The sequence below is a fragment of the Trinickia sp. genome (assembly GCF_051953955.1).
In the GTDB taxonomy this organism is placed as follows: domain Bacteria; phylum Pseudomonadota; class Gammaproteobacteria; order Burkholderiales; family Burkholderiaceae; genus Trinickia.
This window is the reverse complement of the sequence record NZ_JBQCIF010000095.1, coordinates 16,276-32,197: the sequence shown is the minus strand read 5'-3', so window position 1 is coordinate 32,197 and position 15,922 is coordinate 16,276. Positions and strand designations below refer to the sequence as shown.

General features: G+C 62.7%; 16 protein-coding genes and 2 tRNA genes. 1 reads left to right on the top strand and 17 read right to left on the bottom strand.

What is annotated here, in order from left to right; translation table 11 throughout:
- Positions 1-52: 52 nt before the first annotated feature.
- The 15 genes from ACTHNZ_RS18540 to ACTHNZ_RS18470 all read right to left on the bottom strand — a co-directional run bounded on the left by ACTHNZ_RS18540 (position 53) and on the right by ACTHNZ_RS18470 (position 13,610).
- A tRNA-Pro gene (locus ACTHNZ_RS18540) sits at positions 53-129 on the bottom strand.
- A 53-nt stretch (positions 130-182) separates the two neighbouring features.
- Positions 183-611 (bottom strand): MerR family transcriptional regulator, encoded by a 429-nt coding sequence (locus ACTHNZ_RS18535; RefSeq protein ID WP_440544011.1) that lies wholly within the window; start codon positions 609-611, stop codon positions 183-185.
- A gap of 79 nt (positions 612-690) precedes the next feature.
- Entirely contained in the window at positions 691-1,089 is a 399-nt protein-coding gene (locus ACTHNZ_RS18530) for an integration host factor subunit alpha (protein WP_440544010.1), read from the bottom strand.
- A 64-nt stretch (positions 1,090-1,153) separates the two neighbouring features.
- Positions 1,154-3,586, bottom strand: coding sequence for a phenylalanine--tRNA ligase subunit beta (gene pheT, locus ACTHNZ_RS18525; protein ID WP_440544009.1), 2,433 nt, complete (start codon positions 3,584-3,586; stop codon positions 1,154-1,156).
- Positions 3,587-3,682: 96 nt separating this feature from the next.
- Entirely contained in the window at positions 3,683-4,696 is a 1,014-nt protein-coding gene (gene pheS / locus ACTHNZ_RS18520) for a phenylalanine--tRNA ligase subunit alpha (protein WP_440544008.1), read from the bottom strand.
- A 166-nt stretch (positions 4,697-4,862) separates the two neighbouring features.
- Positions 4,863-5,222 (bottom strand): 50S ribosomal protein L20, encoded by a 360-nt coding sequence (gene rplT / locus ACTHNZ_RS18515; RefSeq protein WP_004192938.1) that lies wholly within the window; start codon positions 5,220-5,222, stop codon positions 4,863-4,865.
- Positions 5,223-5,251: 29 nt separating this feature from the next.
- Positions 5,252-5,449 carry a 50S ribosomal protein L35 gene (gene rpmI, locus ACTHNZ_RS18510; protein WP_440544007.1) on the bottom strand — a complete coding sequence of 66 codons (198 nt, stop codon included), beginning with the start codon at positions 5,447-5,449 and terminating at the stop codon, positions 5,252-5,254.
- Positions 5,450-5,696: 247 nt separating this feature from the next.
- Complete coding sequence (infC, locus tag ACTHNZ_RS18505; protein WP_440544041.1) at positions 5,697-6,218, bottom strand: translation initiation factor IF-3; 522 nt, start codon at positions 6,216-6,218, stop codon at positions 5,697-5,699.
- Positions 6,219-6,267: 49 nt separating this feature from the next.
- The gene (gene thrS, locus ACTHNZ_RS18500) at positions 6,268-8,175 is read right to left on the bottom strand and encodes a threonine--tRNA ligase (protein ID WP_440544006.1); all 1,908 of its coding nucleotides are present in this window, start codon (positions 8,173-8,175) and stop codon (positions 6,268-6,270) included.
- Between the two features lie 295 nt (positions 8,176-8,470).
- Positions 8,471-8,547: transfer RNA gene (locus tag ACTHNZ_RS18495), tRNA-Val, on the bottom strand.
- Positions 8,548-8,616: 69 nt separating this feature from the next.
- On the bottom strand, positions 8,617-10,845 hold the full coding sequence (locus ACTHNZ_RS18490) for a RelA/SpoT family protein (RefSeq protein ID WP_440544005.1): 2,229 nt from the start codon (positions 10,843-10,845) through the stop codon (positions 8,617-8,619).
- An 86-nt stretch (positions 10,846-10,931) separates the two neighbouring features.
- Entirely contained in the window at positions 10,932-11,285 is a 354-nt protein-coding gene (locus ACTHNZ_RS18485) for a RidA family protein (protein ID WP_440544004.1), read from the bottom strand.
- 94 nt (positions 11,286-11,379) lie between these two features.
- Positions 11,380-12,282, bottom strand: coding sequence for an alpha/beta fold hydrolase (locus tag ACTHNZ_RS18480; RefSeq protein ID WP_440544040.1), 903 nt, complete (start codon positions 12,280-12,282; stop codon positions 11,380-11,382).
- Positions 12,263-12,904: a CoA transferase subunit B gene (locus ACTHNZ_RS18475; RefSeq protein WP_440544003.1), complete on the bottom strand. Its 642-nt coding sequence runs from the start codon at positions 12,902-12,904 to the stop codon at positions 12,263-12,265. The genes ACTHNZ_RS18480 and ACTHNZ_RS18475 overlap by 20 nt, the downstream gene beginning before the upstream one ends.
- 1 nt (position 12,905) lies before the next feature.
- Positions 12,906-13,610 carry a CoA transferase subunit A gene (locus ACTHNZ_RS18470; RefSeq protein ID WP_440544002.1) on the bottom strand — a complete coding sequence of 235 codons (705 nt, stop codon included), beginning with the start codon at positions 13,608-13,610 and terminating at the stop codon, positions 12,906-12,908.
- Between the two features lie 237 nt (positions 13,611-13,847).
- Between ACTHNZ_RS18470 and ACTHNZ_RS18465 the strand changes: the two genes are divergently transcribed.
- Positions 13,848-14,393, top strand: a complete 546-nt coding sequence (locus tag ACTHNZ_RS18465; protein ID WP_440544001.1) for a LuxR C-terminal-related transcriptional regulator — start codon at positions 13,848-13,850, stop codon at positions 14,391-14,393.
- A gap of 59 nt (positions 14,394-14,452) precedes the next feature.
- On the opposite strand, the gene ACTHNZ_RS18460 is transcribed toward ACTHNZ_RS18465, so the two are convergent.
- The gene (locus ACTHNZ_RS18460) at positions 14,453-14,857 is read right to left on the bottom strand and encodes an acyl-CoA thioesterase (RefSeq protein WP_440544039.1); all 405 of its coding nucleotides are present in this window, start codon (positions 14,855-14,857) and stop codon (positions 14,453-14,455) included.
- A gap of 162 nt (positions 14,858-15,019) precedes the next feature.
- Positions 15,020-15,799 (bottom strand): SDR family oxidoreductase, encoded by a 780-nt coding sequence (locus ACTHNZ_RS18455; RefSeq protein WP_440544000.1) that lies wholly within the window; start codon positions 15,797-15,799, stop codon positions 15,020-15,022.
- Positions 15,800-15,922: the final 123 nt, after the last annotated feature.

The window sequence follows — 15,922 nt, the reverse complement described above, 5'->3', positions numbered from 1 at the left end:
GCGCACCAACAAAAAAGGACTTACGGCTTTCACCGTAAGTCCTTCATATGTCTGGTCGGGGCGAGAGGATTTGAACCTCCGACCACCTGCACCCCATGCAGGTACGCTACCAGGCTGCGCTACGCCCCGAAAGCATGAAAGTATAACAGACACTTTCACTGAATAGAACTACCGGCATAAAACTATCTGCGCAGCAGTTCGATGATGCCGATGAGATCCTTGCGCAGCCCGGCAACGTCGACGTCGGCCTTCGCTCCCACGTCACCAGGCGATGCCGAAACATCGGCCCCCTGCTGCACTTCAGGCTCCTGCTTCACACCCGCATCGTCTTCGATCACCGCGCCGCGCGCATCGAGCTTGTTGCGTGCGCCGTTGATCGTGAAACCCTGCTCATAGAGCAATTCGCGAATACGACGTATCAGCAGCACTTCATGATGCTGATAGTAGCGACGGTTGCCGCGGCGCTTCACCGGACGCAACTGCGTGAACTCCTGCTCCCAGTAGCGCAGCACGTGCGGCTTGACGCCGCACAACTCGCTCACTTCACCGATCGTGAAGTAGCGCTTCGCAGGGATCGGGGGCAAGACGACTTTCTCGGCCGTCGTAGTCATCGTCGGTTAACCGTCGGGGTAAAAGTCGCGCTGCAATGCATTGGAGACGTCTTCAATCTCCATGAGCGGCGCAGCCGCTTCAAGCGCCGCTTTCGACCAGCGCCTTCAGCTTTTGACTCGCATGGAACGTCACGACACGGCGCGCGGCGATCGGAATCGCCTCGCCCGTCTTGGGATTGCGCCCCGGACGCTGAGGCTTGTCACGCAACTGAAAATTGCCGAAGCCCGACAGCTTCACGCTGTCTCCACTTTCGAGCGCATCGCGGATGACCTCGAAAAACGCCTCGACCATATCCTTGGCTTCGCGCTTGTTCAATCCCACATTGTCGAACAGCAACTCGGCCAATTCGGCTTTGGTGAGGGTCGGCGTTTCCGGGGAAGTGGAGACGCCGACGGACGAGGTCGGTATTTCGCGAATCATGGCGCCACGCTGCGCCGCAAGTAGGGCTTCGAAATCACTCGAGTTCATTTCGTTCATGTCTAAAAACGGCGACCAGCCGATGGCGACACACCGTACGAACGCTCTTGCGAGCGTTCCCCGCTCATCCGCGCAACCGCGCGCCGTAGACTCGAGCCAAGCGATCCACCAAGGTCTTGACGGCCGAATCGACCGTCTCGTCCTGCAGCGTGCCGCCAGTATCTTGCAGGGTCACGCGGAAGGCAAGGCTTTTCTCGTGCGCCGCCATTCCGCCAGAAGTGCTTGATTTTGCACGAAATTCATCAAAAAGCGCAACCCTCTGAACGAACTTGCATGCATCTTCGCCCAGCGCCTTTTGCATTTCGTCGAGCAACGCCTGAACTTCCACGTTCTGATCGACGACGACTGCGATGTCGCGCCGCACGGGCGGATATTTCGATACGTCGGCCGGCGTCGGCAACGCGCGGCCCATCAGCGCATCGGCATCGACTTCGAACAGGATCGGGGCATGCGGCAAATCATATTGCTGCATCCAGCGCGGATGGAGCTCGCCGATCCAGCCGACGGCTCGGCCGTCGAGCTCGATGCGCGCGCTGCGCCCCGGATGCAGTGCCGGGTGCTCTGCCTTCACGAAACGCGCGCTGCGCGGCGCAAACAACGCTTCCACATCGCCCTTCACGTCGAAGAAATCGACCAAGCGCGTGGATACGCCCCACTGCTCTTCCGCTGCGGGGCCATAGGCAAGTGCGCCGATACGCTTGGGCTGCGCATAGCCTTCGACCGCCATCTCGCTGCCGTGGACCGATGCGTCGCGCAAGAACACGCGTCCCGCCTCGAACACGCGAACGCGCTCGGCACGGCGATTCAAGTTGTGACGCAAGACATCGATGAGGCTGCCGAACAGCGTCGTGCGCATCACCGAAAGCTGACTCGCGATCGGATTGACGACGCGGATCGGCGCGTCGTTGCCCGCGAAATCGCGTTCCCAGCTTTCGTCGACGAAGCTGAAGCTGACCGTCTCGGCATAATCGCGTGCGGCCAGCGCATGGCGCAGCGCATGGATCGAGCGGCGCGTCTCGTTCGTCGCACGCATCGCATTGGCGGCAACGGGAGGACGAGCCGGAATCTTTTCGAAGCCGTAGATGCGCGCGACTTCTTCGATCAAGTCTTCCTCGATCTCGATGTCGAAGCGGTACGACGGCGGCGTCACGGCGAAGATCTCGCCGTCGAATTCGTATTCGAGCCTGAGGCGCGTGAAAATCCGCGCCATTTCGTCGGCGTCGATGGCGACACCGATCACGCGCTGTGCACGAGCCACGCGCATGGCAACGGGCTGGCGCTGCGGCAGATTGACGACGTGATCGTCCACGGGACCGGCCTCGCCGCCACAAATGTCGAGGATCAAGCGCGTAATGCGCTCGATGTGCGCCACCGTGGTGTCGTAGTCGACACCCCGCTCGAAGCGATGCGCCGCATCGGTCGAGAAGTTGTATTTGCGCGCACGGCCGCGAATGCTGTCGGGCCACCAGAACGCCGCTTCGAGATAGATGTTCGACGTATCGAACGTCACGGCCGTGCTGTCGCCGCCCATGATGCCGGCGAGGCTCTCCACCTGGCGATCGTCGGCGATGACGCCGACCGCTTCGTCGAGCTCGATGGTATTGCCGTTCAACAGCTTCAGGCTTTCGCCGCGACGGCCCCAGCGCACTTCGATGCCGCCATGGATCTTGTCGAGGTCGAACACGTGCGACGGACGCCCCAGCTCGAGCATCACGTAGTTCGAGATGTCGACGAGCGCCGAAATGCTGCGCTGGCCCGACCGTTCGAGCCGCTCCACCATCCATTGCGGCGTCTTCGCGCGTGCATTTACGCCGCGGATGACCCGGCCGGAAAAACGGCCGCACAGATCAGGGGCCGCGACTTTCACGGGCAAACGCTCGCTCAGCTTGACGGGCACGGGCTCGATCGCGAGGGGCTTCAAAGGCGCACCCGTGATCGCTGCCGTCTCGCGCGCGACGCCGAACACCGAGAGGCAATCGGCTTTGTTCGGCGTCAGCTTGATTTCGAAGACGGTGTCGTCGAGATTCAACGCTTCGCGGATGTCCTGCCCGATCGGTGTGTCCTCGGACAAGATCATGAGGCCGCTGTGATCTTCGGACAGCTTGAGCTCGCGCGCCGAGCACAGCATCCCTTCGCTTTGCACGCCGCGCAGCTTCGAGAGCTTGATCACGAACGGCGCGCCGCCCTCTTCGGCCGGCGGCAGTTGCGCACCGACGAGCGCGACGGGCACTTTGATCCCGGGGGCAACGTTCGGCGCGCCGCAGACGATGTTGAGCACCGAGCCCGTTCCGGCATCGACCTGACAGACGTTGAGCTTGTCCGCATCGGGATGCTTGACGACTTCGAGCACGCGGCCGACGACGATCTTCGATGTCGGCGGCGCGGCCGGGCGCAGCGACTCGACTTCGAGTCCGGCCATCGTCAACGCATGCGACAGTGCCTCCGTCGTCAGTTGCGGATCGACAAACGCTCGGAGCCAGGATTCAGGGAATTGCATGTGTGTCTACGTTCGAAGGAGTGGGTCCATGCCCGGCCTCGCGCGAGCGCGCTGATCGAGCGCTCGCGGGACCTAGGCACCGCTTGCGGCCGCGCGTTACGCAAACTGCCGCAAGAAGCGCAGATCGTTCTCGAAGAAGAGGCGCAGGTCCTGCACGCCGTAGCGCAGCATCGTCAAACGCTCGAGACCGCTGCCGAATGCAAAGCCGATGTAGCGTTCCGGATCGAGGCCCATGTTGCGAATGACGTTCGGATGCACTTGGCCGGAACCCGAAATCTCGAGCCACTTGCCGGCATTTTTGCCTTCCTCGAACTTCATGTCGATTTCGGCCGACGGCTCCGTGAACGGAAAATACGAAGGCCGGAAGCGCACGAGGATGTCGTCGCGCTCGAAGAATTGCTTGAGGAAATCGGTATAGACGCCCTTCAAGTCGGCGAAGCTGATGTTCTCGTCGATCCAGAGGCCTTCGACTTGATTGAACATCGGCGAATGCGTGGCGTCGCTGTCGACGCGATACGTGCGCCCCGGCACGATCACTTTGATCGGCGGCGTATTGCTGCGCGCGTAGCGCACCTGCATCGGGCTCGTATGCGTGCGCAACAGCAGCGGGCGGCCACCGGCGTCGGCGCCATCCACATAAAACGTATCTTGCATCGAGCGCGCCGGATGATTTTCCGGGCTGTTCAGCGCCGTGAAGTTGTACCAATCGGTTTCAATTTCGGGGCCATCGGCCACGTCGAAGCCGATCGAGCCGAAGATCTGCTCGACGCGCTCCCACGTTTGCATCACGGGGTGCAGGCTGCCGGCGCCCATGCCGCGCCCGGGCAGCGTCACGTCGATCGCTTCGGCCGTGAGCCGCGCTTCGAGCAGCGCCTGGGCAAGCGCATCGCGACGCGCCGTGAGCGCCGCTTCCACCTGCTGCTTCACGACGTTGATGCGTGCGCCCTCGGCCTTGCGCGCCTCGGGATCGAGCTTGCCGAGCCCCTTGAGCATCTCGGTCAACATGCCCGCCTTGCCTAGGAAACGAGCTTTCTCGTTTTCGAGCGTGGCGCTATCGTCGGCTCGGGAGAAGGCTTCTTGCGCGTCGGCGACAATCCGGTCCAGATCCATTGATCCCATCATTTCAACGTCGGTGATGATTGAGGAGGCACATGCACACCGTGTGCGACCAGCAAAAAAAAGGGGGCTCGGTGAGGAGCCCCGTTTCTTGTCGAAGGTGCCGGCTTTCGACGGCCAGCCCCCTCGACGAACCACGCAGTGCTAATCAATCGCTCAATTAGGCTGCAACGGCGGCTTTCACCTGCTTCACGATCGCGGCAAAAGCGGCCTTGTCGAACACGGCCATATCGGCCAGCACCTTGCGGTCGAGTTCGATCGACGCCTTCTTCAGGCCGTTGATGAACACGCTGTACGTCATGTCGTGCTGACGGACTGCCGCGTTGATACGCGTGATCCACAACGCACGGAATACGCGCTTCTTGTTGCGACGGTCGCGGTAGGCGTATTGGCCTGCGCGCATGACCGCTTGCTTCGCGATGCGGTAGACGTTATTGCGACGGCCGCGGTAACCCTTGGCCAGGTTGATGATCTTCTTGTGGCGGGCACGTGCCGTTACCCCACGTTTGACTCGAGGCATGTTTCGCTCCTATGAGTAAAGGTTAAGGGTTAGGCGAAGGGCATCATCGCGCGCACGGAATCCAGATTGGAATCGTGCACAGCGGCGGAACCGCGCAGGTGGCGCTTGTTCTTCGTGGTTTTCTTCGTGAGGATGTGGCGCTTGAAGGCTTGACCGCGCTTGACGGTACCGCCCGGACGCACCACGAAGCGCTTTGCAGCGCTCTTCTTGGTCTTCATCTTAGGCATGACGAACAACTCCATTATTTGATGGCGATGGGTGTGCGGCCGGCCAAAAGCCCTAGCTCCGCCCTTTGAAACCCAGTCCACTTGTCTGCGGCTCGCCGTTGCCGGCCGCCGCGCTTTCAGGAACATCGCCCGCATGACTGCCGGGCGCTGCTCCGAAACCTGCTGAATGCTTTTTCCTGCTTACCGCACGCGCCGCCAGCCATCCACGCAGCGTGGCTGGCACAGCGACGAGCCGTGCGTTGCTACGTTACTTTTTCTTTTTCGGCGCGAGCACCATGATCATCTGGCGCCCTTCCATCTTCGGCATCTGCTCGACCTGACCGACTTCTTCCAGATCGGTGCGCAGGCGCTCGAGCATTCGCATGCCGATTTCCTGGTGTGCCATTTCGCGACCGCGAAAACGCAACGTGATCTTCGTCTTGTCGCCGTCCTCCAGGAAGCGCACGAGATTGCGCAGCTTGACGTTGTAATCCCCGTCATCGGTACCCGGGCGGAACTTGACTTCCTTGACCTGGATGACCTTCTGCTTGAGCTTAGCTTCGTGCTGCTTCTTCGCTTCCTGGTATTTGAACTTGCCGTAATCCATCAAACGGCAGACCGGAGGAACCGCCTGAGGGGCGATTTCCACTAGGTCGACGTCCTGCTGTTCCGACATGCGGAACGCATCAGCCAGTTTCACGATGCCGAGCGGTTCGTTCTCGACGCCAACTAGACGCACCTCGGGAGCCGTAATCTCACCGTTGATGCGATGCCCCTTTTCAGTAGCGATGTTCCGTTTCCTCTAAAAATTAAAAAAACGAGCCGCGCTGCCGCAGTGGCTACTTGAACGCCTCGACATCTTGATGCAGGCGCTCAACGAAGGCGTCGATCGGCATCACGCCCAGATCGACACCGCCACGGGCACGCACGGCTACCGTTTGTGCTTCACGCTCTTTGTCGCCCACCACGAGGAGGTACGGCACTTTTTCGAGCGTATGCTCGCGTATTTTATAGCTAATTTTCTCGTTGCGCAAATCCAGCTCGATTCTAAGCCCTTGTTTTTGCAACGTTTGGGCCAGCGACTGCGCGTACTCGGCTTGACTTTCGGCGATATTCATGACGACGGCCTGCGTCGGCGCGAGCCACGGAGGCATCGCGCCAGCGTGGTGCTCGATGAGAATCCCGAGAAAACGCTCCATCGAGCCGACGATCGCCCGGTGCAGCATCACGGGCCGGCGGCGGCTGTTGTCCTCGGCCACGTATTCGGCGCCGAGCCGCTCCGGCAGCACCATGTCGAGCTGCAGCGTGCCGCACTGCCAGGACCGGCCGAGCGCATCCTTGATGTGGTACTCGATCTTCGGGCCGTAGAACGCGCCCTCGCCTTCGAGTTCCTCCCATTTCAGCCCACACGCCGTCAGCGCTTGGCGCAAGCCCTCTTCGGCGCGATCCCAAATCTCATCCGTCCCCGCGCGCTGCTCCGGGCGTAGCGACAGCTTGATGTCGATCTGCTCGAAGCCGAAATCGCGGTACACGCTCATCGCGAGCGTGTTGAACTTGATCGACTCTTCGATGAACTGCTCTTCCGTGCAGAAGATATGCGCATCGTCCTGAACGAAGCCGCGCACGCGCATGAGGCCATGCAGCGCACCTGAGGCCTCGTTACGATGGCACGATCCGAATTCCGCGTAGCGCAACGGCAGGTCGCGGTACGAGCGCAGGCCGTGCTTGAACACTTGCACGTGGCCGGGGCAGTTCATCGGCTTGATGGCGTAGTCGCGCTTTTCCGACTCCGTCGTGAACATGTTCTCGCGATAGTTCTGCCAATGACCCGACGCCTCCCACAGCGAGCGATCCATGATCATCGGCGTCTTGATCTCGAGATAGCCGTCGGCATTCACGCGCCGGCGCATGTACTGCTCGACCTGCTGCCATAGCGACCAGCCCTTCGGATGCCAGAACACCATGCCCGGCGATTCGTCCTGCAGGTGGAACAGATCGAGTTGACGGCCGAGCTTGCGGTGATCGCGCTTCTCGGCCTCTTCGAGCATGTGCAGATAGGCGTCCTGGTCTTCCTTCTTCGCCCATGCCGTGCCGTAGATGCGCTGCAGCTGTTCGTTCTTCGAATCGCCGCGCCAGTACGCGCCGGCCAGCTTCATCAGCTTGAAGACCTTGAGCTTGCCGGTGGAAGGCACGTGCGGCCCGCGGCATAGATCGGTGAAGCCGCCGTGCGAGTACAGCTTGATTTCATCGCTCGCGGGGATCGATTCGATGATCTCGGCCTTGTATTTCTCGCCGATGCCCTTGAAGTAGGCCACCGCCTCGTCGCGCGAGACGACCCGGCGCGAAACGGGCTCGTCCTTCTTCGCGAGCTCTTGCATGCGCTTCTCGATCTTTTCCAGATCCTCGGGCGTGAACGGCCGATGAAAAGCGAAGTCGTAGTAAAAGCCGTTGTCGATCACCGGCCCGATCGTCACCTGGGCCTCGGGGTACAGATCCTTGACCGCATACGCGAGCAAGTGCGCCGCGGAGTGGCGAATGATGTCGAGGCCGTCCGGATCTTTTTCCGTCACGATCGCGAGCGAGGCATCGCGCTCGATCAGCGCCGAGGTATCGACGAGCTCGCCGTCGAGCTTGCCGCCGAGCGCGGCCTTCGCGAGACCGGGGCCGATCGAGGCCGCGACCTCGGCCACCGTCACCGGGTGATCGTATTGTCGAGACGAACCGTCAGGCAAGCGTATCGAAACCATTGCGTTCTCTCCGAGATGCCGCACGCGGCATCGAAAACAATCGGTTGGCTGCAACGAACCCAAACTGCAGATGCTCGCTGTGCGAAAGACAGATAAAAAAAATGCGGCCCCGCTTTCGAGGGGCCGCATTCACTTTCACTGACAATCAGACTAAAGGGCGAAAGAGGTCCTCGACTAGCGTCGCTCCGAAAAAGTTTCGGTCAACGTTCGCGGTGTCATAACCGTATTCGCCTTGTGCGCTTTCACGCCTTTGACTGCCGTTGAACACCCGGCGAACCGGGCATTCGATTTTCGTTGGTAGGCTCGATTGGACTCGAACCAACGACCCCCACCATGTCAAGGTGGTGCTCTAACCAGCTGAGCTACGAGCCTGAAGAAGACGAGATTATATGGACCCTATCGAACCTTGGCAAGCACTTTTATGCTTCCACATGAAAAAACTCAGGCCTTGCGCATCGCGCTGACGACGCCGACCACTTCGCCTAGCAACGCGCAGGCACGCTGGATTTGCGAGGCGCTCGATACCTCGACTGTGAACTGCATGAACGCCGTGGCGCGGCGGCTCATCGTCTTCACGCCGACGACGTTCATCTTCTCGCGGGCGAACACTTCCGAGATGTCGCGCAGCAAGCCCTGCCGATCCTGCGCCTCGATCATGATGTCGACGGGATAGACCGACGAGCCGCGCCCGCCCATGACGTCGGCGGACCACGCGGCTTGCAGCACGCGCTCGGGCGCGCGCGCCGCCATCCGTTGGAACGTCGCGCAATCGCTGCGGTGAATCGACATGCCTTTGCCGCGCGTGACGAACCCGCTGACCTCATCGGGCGGCGCGGGCCGGCAGCAACGCGCGAGTTGCGTGAGCAGCGCATCGACACCGACGACGAGCACGCCCGTCGACGCGCCACGCGCCACGCTCGCTCCGCTGCCGCGCTTTTCGAATTGCTCGGGCGTATCGGGCTGCGGCTCGGGCGGCGCCGCATCGGAGAGTGCCTGCTCGATGTTGCGCAGGCTGAACTCTTCCTTGCCGACGACATTGAACAAATCGTCGGGCGACTTGAACCCGAGCTTGGCTGCGAGCTGATCGAGACTCACCGAGGTCTTGCCTTCGCGCTGCAATGTTTTTTCGACCATCGCCCGGCCGCTCGCGATCGTCTCTTGCAGTTCGATCGCGTTGAACCACGCGCGCACCTTCTGCTTCGCGCGATGGCTCTGCAGGTAGCCGAGCTGCGGGTTCAGCCAATCGCGCGAGGGGCCGCCCTCTTTCACGGCCACGACCTCGACGGTCTGGCCGTTTTGCAGCGGCGTGTTGAGCGGCACCATCGCCCCGTCGACGCGCGCGCCGCGGCAACGGTGGCCAAGCTCGCTATGCAGGTGATAGGCGAAATCGAGAGGCGTCGCGCCCTGCGGCAGCGCAATCACGCGCGCCTGCGGCGTCAGCACGTAGATGTGATCGTCGTCGAGCGTCGCCTGGCGCAACTGCTCCCAAGGATTGCCCTGCTCGCTTTCGGCGACGTCCTCTTTCCACGCGAGCAGTTGCCGCAGCCACGCGATCTTCTCGTCGTATTTCTCGCTGGCGCTGAATTGGCCGGCGTAGCCGCGCACGCCGGCTTCCTTGTAGCGCCAGTGCGCGGCCACGCCGTATTCGGCGAAGCGATGCATCTCGTGCGTCCGTATCTGCACTTCGAAAGCACGGCCATCGTCGCCGATCACGACCGTATGCAGCGATTTATAGCCGTTCGGCTTCGGGCGCGAGATGTAGTCGTCGAACTCCTTCGGTACCGGCTGCCACAAGTTGTGCACGATGCCGAGCACCGCGTAGCAGTCCTTGATGTCGGGGACGATCACCCGGAACGCGCGGACGTCGTAGAGCTCGGCGAAGTCGAGCGACTTGCCGCGCATCTTGCGCCAGATGCTGTAGATATGCTTGGGGCGCCCGCTGACCTCGGCTTGGATATGGGCCGCCGCCAGTTCGCGCTGCAGTCGCCCGATCGCCTGCGCCACGTAGCTCTCGCGCTCGACGCGCTTTTCGTCGAGCAGCTTGGCGATGCGCTTGTAGGTATCCGGGTCCTCGAAGCGGAAGGCCAAATCCTCGAGCTCCCACTTCAATTGCCAGATGCCGAGCCGGTTCGCGAGCGGCGCGTAGATTTCGAGCGTTTCGCGTGCAACGTCGGCGCCGGGAGACGCCTTGGTGGCCGCGTAGTGGCGCAGCGTCTGCAATCGCGACGCGAGCCGGATCAGCACGACGCGGATGTCCTGCGCGAACGCGAGCAGCATCTTGCGCAGCGCCTCGATCTGCGCGCGCCGCGCGGCCTGCGCGTCGCGCCCCGTCTCGGGCACGGCATGACTGGCCGCCTTCAGGCTCACCGTGCCGAGACGAAGCAGCTTGCGCACGTCGCCGACGAGCTGCGCCACCTCCTCGCCGAAACGCTCGGCGATGATCCGCTCGGGATCGGCGAGATGCGGCGTCAGCGCGAACAGCGCCGCCGCCAGCACCGCGGGGGGATCGACGTTGAGCTTGCCGACGATCGACGCCGTGCCGGCCGCGTGATCGGCTAGCCGTTCCCCCGACGACAGGCGCGCGTCGCCCGCGTGCTCACGCACGAAAGCGAGCGCATCCTCGTATGACGGCAACGATGGTGCGCCGGCGACGGCCGTATCGGCGTTCATCGTTCGACTCTCTAACTGAATTGCTAGGTTGCTGGGTTGCTCGACCGCTATTCCTTACCGCGGCAACGAAGGCGCAGCGCGGTCGCTCAGCTGCGCTGTGCCGCGACGACGACGATTTCGACGAGGCAATCAGGGTTCGCGAGCTTCGCCTCGACGGTCGCGCGCGGCGGCGTGTTCCCCGCGGGAACCCATTCGTCCCATACGGCGTTCATGCCGCCGAAATGGATCATGTCCGAGATGTAGATCTGCACCGACAACAGCAGTGACTTGTCGCTGTTCGCTTCGGCGAGGAGGCGGTCGATATGGCCGAGCACCTCGCGCGTTTGCCCACCGATGTCCTGCGCCGTGTCTTCGGCGATCTGTCCGGCCAAATACACGGTGCCGTTGTGGATCGCGATTTCCGAGAGGCGCTTGCCGACGTGATGACGAATGACAGCCATTTCAGTGTCCCTGTTCGGTAGGAGAGTGGACGATCTTGACGATCGGGCGCCGCGTTCGCGGCGCCGCAAACCGTTATTATGACTCGCCCGCGCCTTAGACGAAGAATTGGCGTGCGACGGCGATCTGTGCGGGGTCCAAGAAAGCCGGCGCGTGGCCGACGCCGGGGATCTCCACCGATTGAACCGAGCGGCCGCAATCGATCATTTTGGATACCGTCTCGCGCGAGAGCAAATCCGACTGCTCCCCCCGCACGACGAGAACGGGCCCTTCGATGGCCGCAAACAGTCGCCAGAGCGCAGCCTCGGCGGCCGCGCCGGCCTCGGGTGTGACCGCCCTGAACGGGACGGCGATCGCCGGGTCGTAGCCGAATTCCCACGCGCCGTCCGCGCGCTGCCGAATCAGCGGCGTATTGATTTCCCGCCACTCGTCAGCCGTCAGCGGCCCGAACGTCGAAGCCAGCGAAGCCGCATAGGCGATGCCTTCGTCGAGCGTCGCGAACCGCATGCTCTGGCCGACATAGCTGCCGATGCGCTCGAGGGCATCGGGCTCGATGTGCGGGCCGATGTCGTTCATGAGCAGCTTGCGCACGGGCGAGCCGGGCAAGCCCGCCAGCGCCATGCCGATGAGCCCGCCCATCGACGTGCCGAACCAGTCCACGGTCGGCACGTCCAGCCGCGCAATCAGCGTCACCATGTCCGCGACGTACTGCGGCAGCACGTAGCGGTTCGGATCGGGCAGCCGGTCCGAGCGCCCGCGCCCGACCACGTCCGGGCAAACGACGCGATAGACGTCGCTCAGGGCCGCGGCCGCTCGGTCGAAATCACGCCCCGACCGCGTGAGCCCGTGCACGCAGACGAGCACGCGCGGGTTGCCCGGATCGCCCCACTCCCGATAGGCCATGCGATGCAGGCCCGTCGGGTTGGCGCAGATCACCTCGCGCTCGCGCGGCCGCTTCGCTTCTGCCGGGGCGCTCACCTCAGTGCACCGCGCTCGTATCGAGCGGCGCGCCGGTCTTGGCCTTGATTTCGTCGACGGTCACGCCCGGGGCCAGCTCAATGAGCTCAAGGCCCGCATCGGTGACGTCGATGACGCCCAGATCCGTGATGATCCGATCGACGACGCCCACGCCCGTCAGCGGCAGCGTGCAGCTTTCGAGGATCTTGTGCTGATCACCCTTGGCCACGTGCTCCATCAACACGACGACGCGCTTCACGCCCGCCACGAGATCCATCGCGCCGCCCATGCCCTTGATCATCTTGCCCGGGATCATCCAGTTCGCAAGATCGCCGTTCTTGCTGATCTGCATCGCCCCGAGGATCGCCAGATTGATGTGGCCGCCGCGAATCATCGCGAACGAATCGGCTGACGAAAAGATCGACGAGCCAGGCAGAGTGGTGATCGTCTGCTTGCCCGCATTGATCAAGTCCGCATCGAGCTCTTCTTCCGTCGGCGAGGGACCGATGCCGAGCAAGCCGTTCTCCGATTGCAGCCAGACGTCGATGCCGGGCGGCACGTAGTTCGCCACGAGCGTAGGCAGGCCGATGCCCAGGTTCACGTAGAAGCCGTCTTGCAGTTCCTTTGCCGCGCGCGCGGCCATCTCTTCACGAGTCCAAGCCATGTCAGTCTCCTTTCGCGCGCACGACGCGTTGTTCGATGCGTTTTTCCGGATGCGCATTGAGCACGATGCGCTGCACGAAGATGCCCGGCGTATGGACCGCGTCCGGATCGAGCTCGCCCACCTCGACGATCTCCTCGACTTCGGCCACCGTGACCCGCCCCGCCATCGCGCACATCGGGTTGAAGTTGCGCGCCGTGCGGCGATAGATGAGGTTGCCTGCCTTATCGGCCTTCCACGCCTTGACGAGCGCGACGTCGGCCGTCAGCGAATGCTCGAGCACGTAATGGTTTTCGCCGAACTGGCGCGTTTCCTTGCCTTCGGCGATGACCGTGCCGAAGCCCGTGGCCGTGAAGAACGCCGGAATGCCGGCGCCGCCCGCGCGCAGTTTTTCGGCGAGCGTGCCCTGCGGCGTGAATTCGAGCTCGAGTTCGCCCGACAGGAACTGGCGCTCGAATTCCTTGTTCTCCCCCACGTACGACGAGATCATCTTCTTGACCTGGCGCGTTTGGAGCAGCACCCCGAGGCCGAAGCCATCGACGCCGGCGTTGTTGCTGATACAGGTGATGCCCGTGACGCCGGAGTCGCGCAGCGCCGCGATCAACGCCTCGGGAATGCCGCACAAGCCGAAGCCGCCGACGGCGAACGTCTGGCCGTCCTTGACGACGCCTTCGAGCGCGGCGGATGCGCTTGGATAGACTTTGTTCATCTGTGTGTCCCTTCCATGATGGAAATCCGAAAACCGGATCGGCACGAGTGCAATGTCGACATCGAACGCAATCGATGGTCATTTTAGTCGTCGAGCGCGCACCCGTTCATTTATCGACGAGGCGCGCCGCCACACTCGGTTTGATGTCGCAAAGGGTACGATGGCCGCCGCATGCGGCACAATACGCAAAAATACATAAGCGAAAGCCCCGTGCAAGCGAGCCGCTTGCCGCGAACCATGCCCAAGATCGATTACCAGACCGCCTTCCATCTCGCGCCGATCGGCCTCGTGCTTTCGCGCGACCGCGTCATCGAGGATTGCAACGACGCCGTTGCCGCCATCTTCCGCTGCGAACGCTCGGCGCTCATCGGCCGCTCGTTCGAGGTGCTGTACCCGTCCGCGGACGAGTTCGTCCGTATCGGCGAACGGATCGGGCCGATCATGACGGCGCAAGGCAGCTACGCCGACGACCGGATCATGAAACGCGCCGACGGCGAACTCTTTTGGTGCCATGTGACCGGCCGAGCGCTCGAGCGGCAGGCGCCGCTGGCCGCGGGCGTGTGGACGTTCGAGGATTTGAGCGCCACGCGCCGCGTGGCCGTCGAATTGACGCCACGCGAACGTGAAGTCGCCGCGCAGCTCGTCACCGGCAAAACGAGCAAGCAAATCGGGCGCGCGCTCGACATCAGTTCGCGCACGGTCGACATCTATCGCGCGCGGCTCATGCGCAAATACGGCACCGGCAACGCAACCGAGCTCATGCAACGGCTGCTCGGCCACTGACACCGATTCGCCGATCCCTTGATTTCCTGATATCGAAGCGTGTCGCGTGCTCAGTGCGCTCAGCGTCCGCTCACGAGGTGCGGATGCTCGAGCAGCGCTCGCAGCCGTTCCGGCAGCGGGACCGAGCGGCCCGCCGCGTAGTCGATCCAGACGCAGCGTGCGGTCCCGCGCGCATAGAGCGTGCCCGGATCGTCGGCGCGGCGCAACTCGAATCCCGTATCGAAGCTGCTGCGGCCAGGCTTTCCCACCGACATCGTGCCGATGACGTCGCCCGGGTAATGCAACTGCCGCAGAAACTCCATCGAGGCATTCACGATGACGGGCCCTTGCCCTTGCTCGGCGCCGCCCACGATGCCGATCGACTCGAACCAGCTGATCCGCACCTGCTCCATGTAGCGGAAGTAGACGGTGTTGTTGACGTGGCCGAACGCATCCATGTCGCCCCACCGGATCGGCATCGACATTTCGAATGCGGGCTTGTAATCGTTGATCGTCACTTCGCTTGCTTCGGTCACTTCGGTTGCTTCCGTCACTTCGGCTTCTTCCACTTCTGAACTCATACGCTTAACGACTCGAAAATTTACCGCAACGGCCGTTCGCACGGCACGGGCCAAGCCCGCCGTCGATCAGGCAAGGCCGAACCCATCGTCGGCCGCGATCACGGCGCCGTTGATGAATTGCGACTCGTCGGCGGCCAGCAGCAGCAGCAACCCGTCGAGGTCCTGAGGCTGCCCCACGCGGTGCCGCGGCAGCATCGCCATCAGCTTCTGCCCTTGGTCGGTCGACCAATGGTGATGGTTGATCTCCGTGTCGATATAGCCCGGTGCGATGGCGTTGACGTTGATGCCGTGCCGTCCCCATTCGAGCGCCATGGCGCGCGTCATGTGAACGAGGGCCGCCTTGCTCATCGAATACAAGCCGATCTGCGGCAGCACGCGCAGCCCGGCCACGGACGCGATGTTGATGATGCGGTAGGCCGGCTTCTGGGCCGCACCGCCGGAGCGCATGATCATCCGCTTCGCCACTTCCTGAGCGACGAAGAAGGCGCCCCGCGTGTTGGTGTCGAACACGTATTCGTAGTCGGCCGGCGTGACTTCCGTGAGCTTTTGCGTCGTCGATACGCCCGAGTTGTTCACGAGGATGTCGATCGTGCCCGCTTCCGTTTCCGCATGCGCGACCGCTGCCTTGATGCTCTGATAATCGGTGACGTCGAGCGAGACCACGTGCGCAGCCCCGCCCGACGCCTCGATCTCGGCGCGCAACTCCTTGAGGCGCTCCACGCGGCGGCTGGCCAGCACCACCTTCGCGCCCGCCTGCGACAGCACCAGCGCGAAACGCTTGCCGAGCCCGCTTGACGCGCCCGTAATCAGCGCCACCTTGCCTTCCAGGTTGATCGAACGGCCCATTTTCATTCCTTTTAATCGATGAAGTTGTGCGATGCGCGATGAACGCGGGACATCCAGCAACAAAACGGCCGCCGCTTGCCGAGCCGCCACTCTAGCAGATAAATAGAACGATCGTGCTAATCT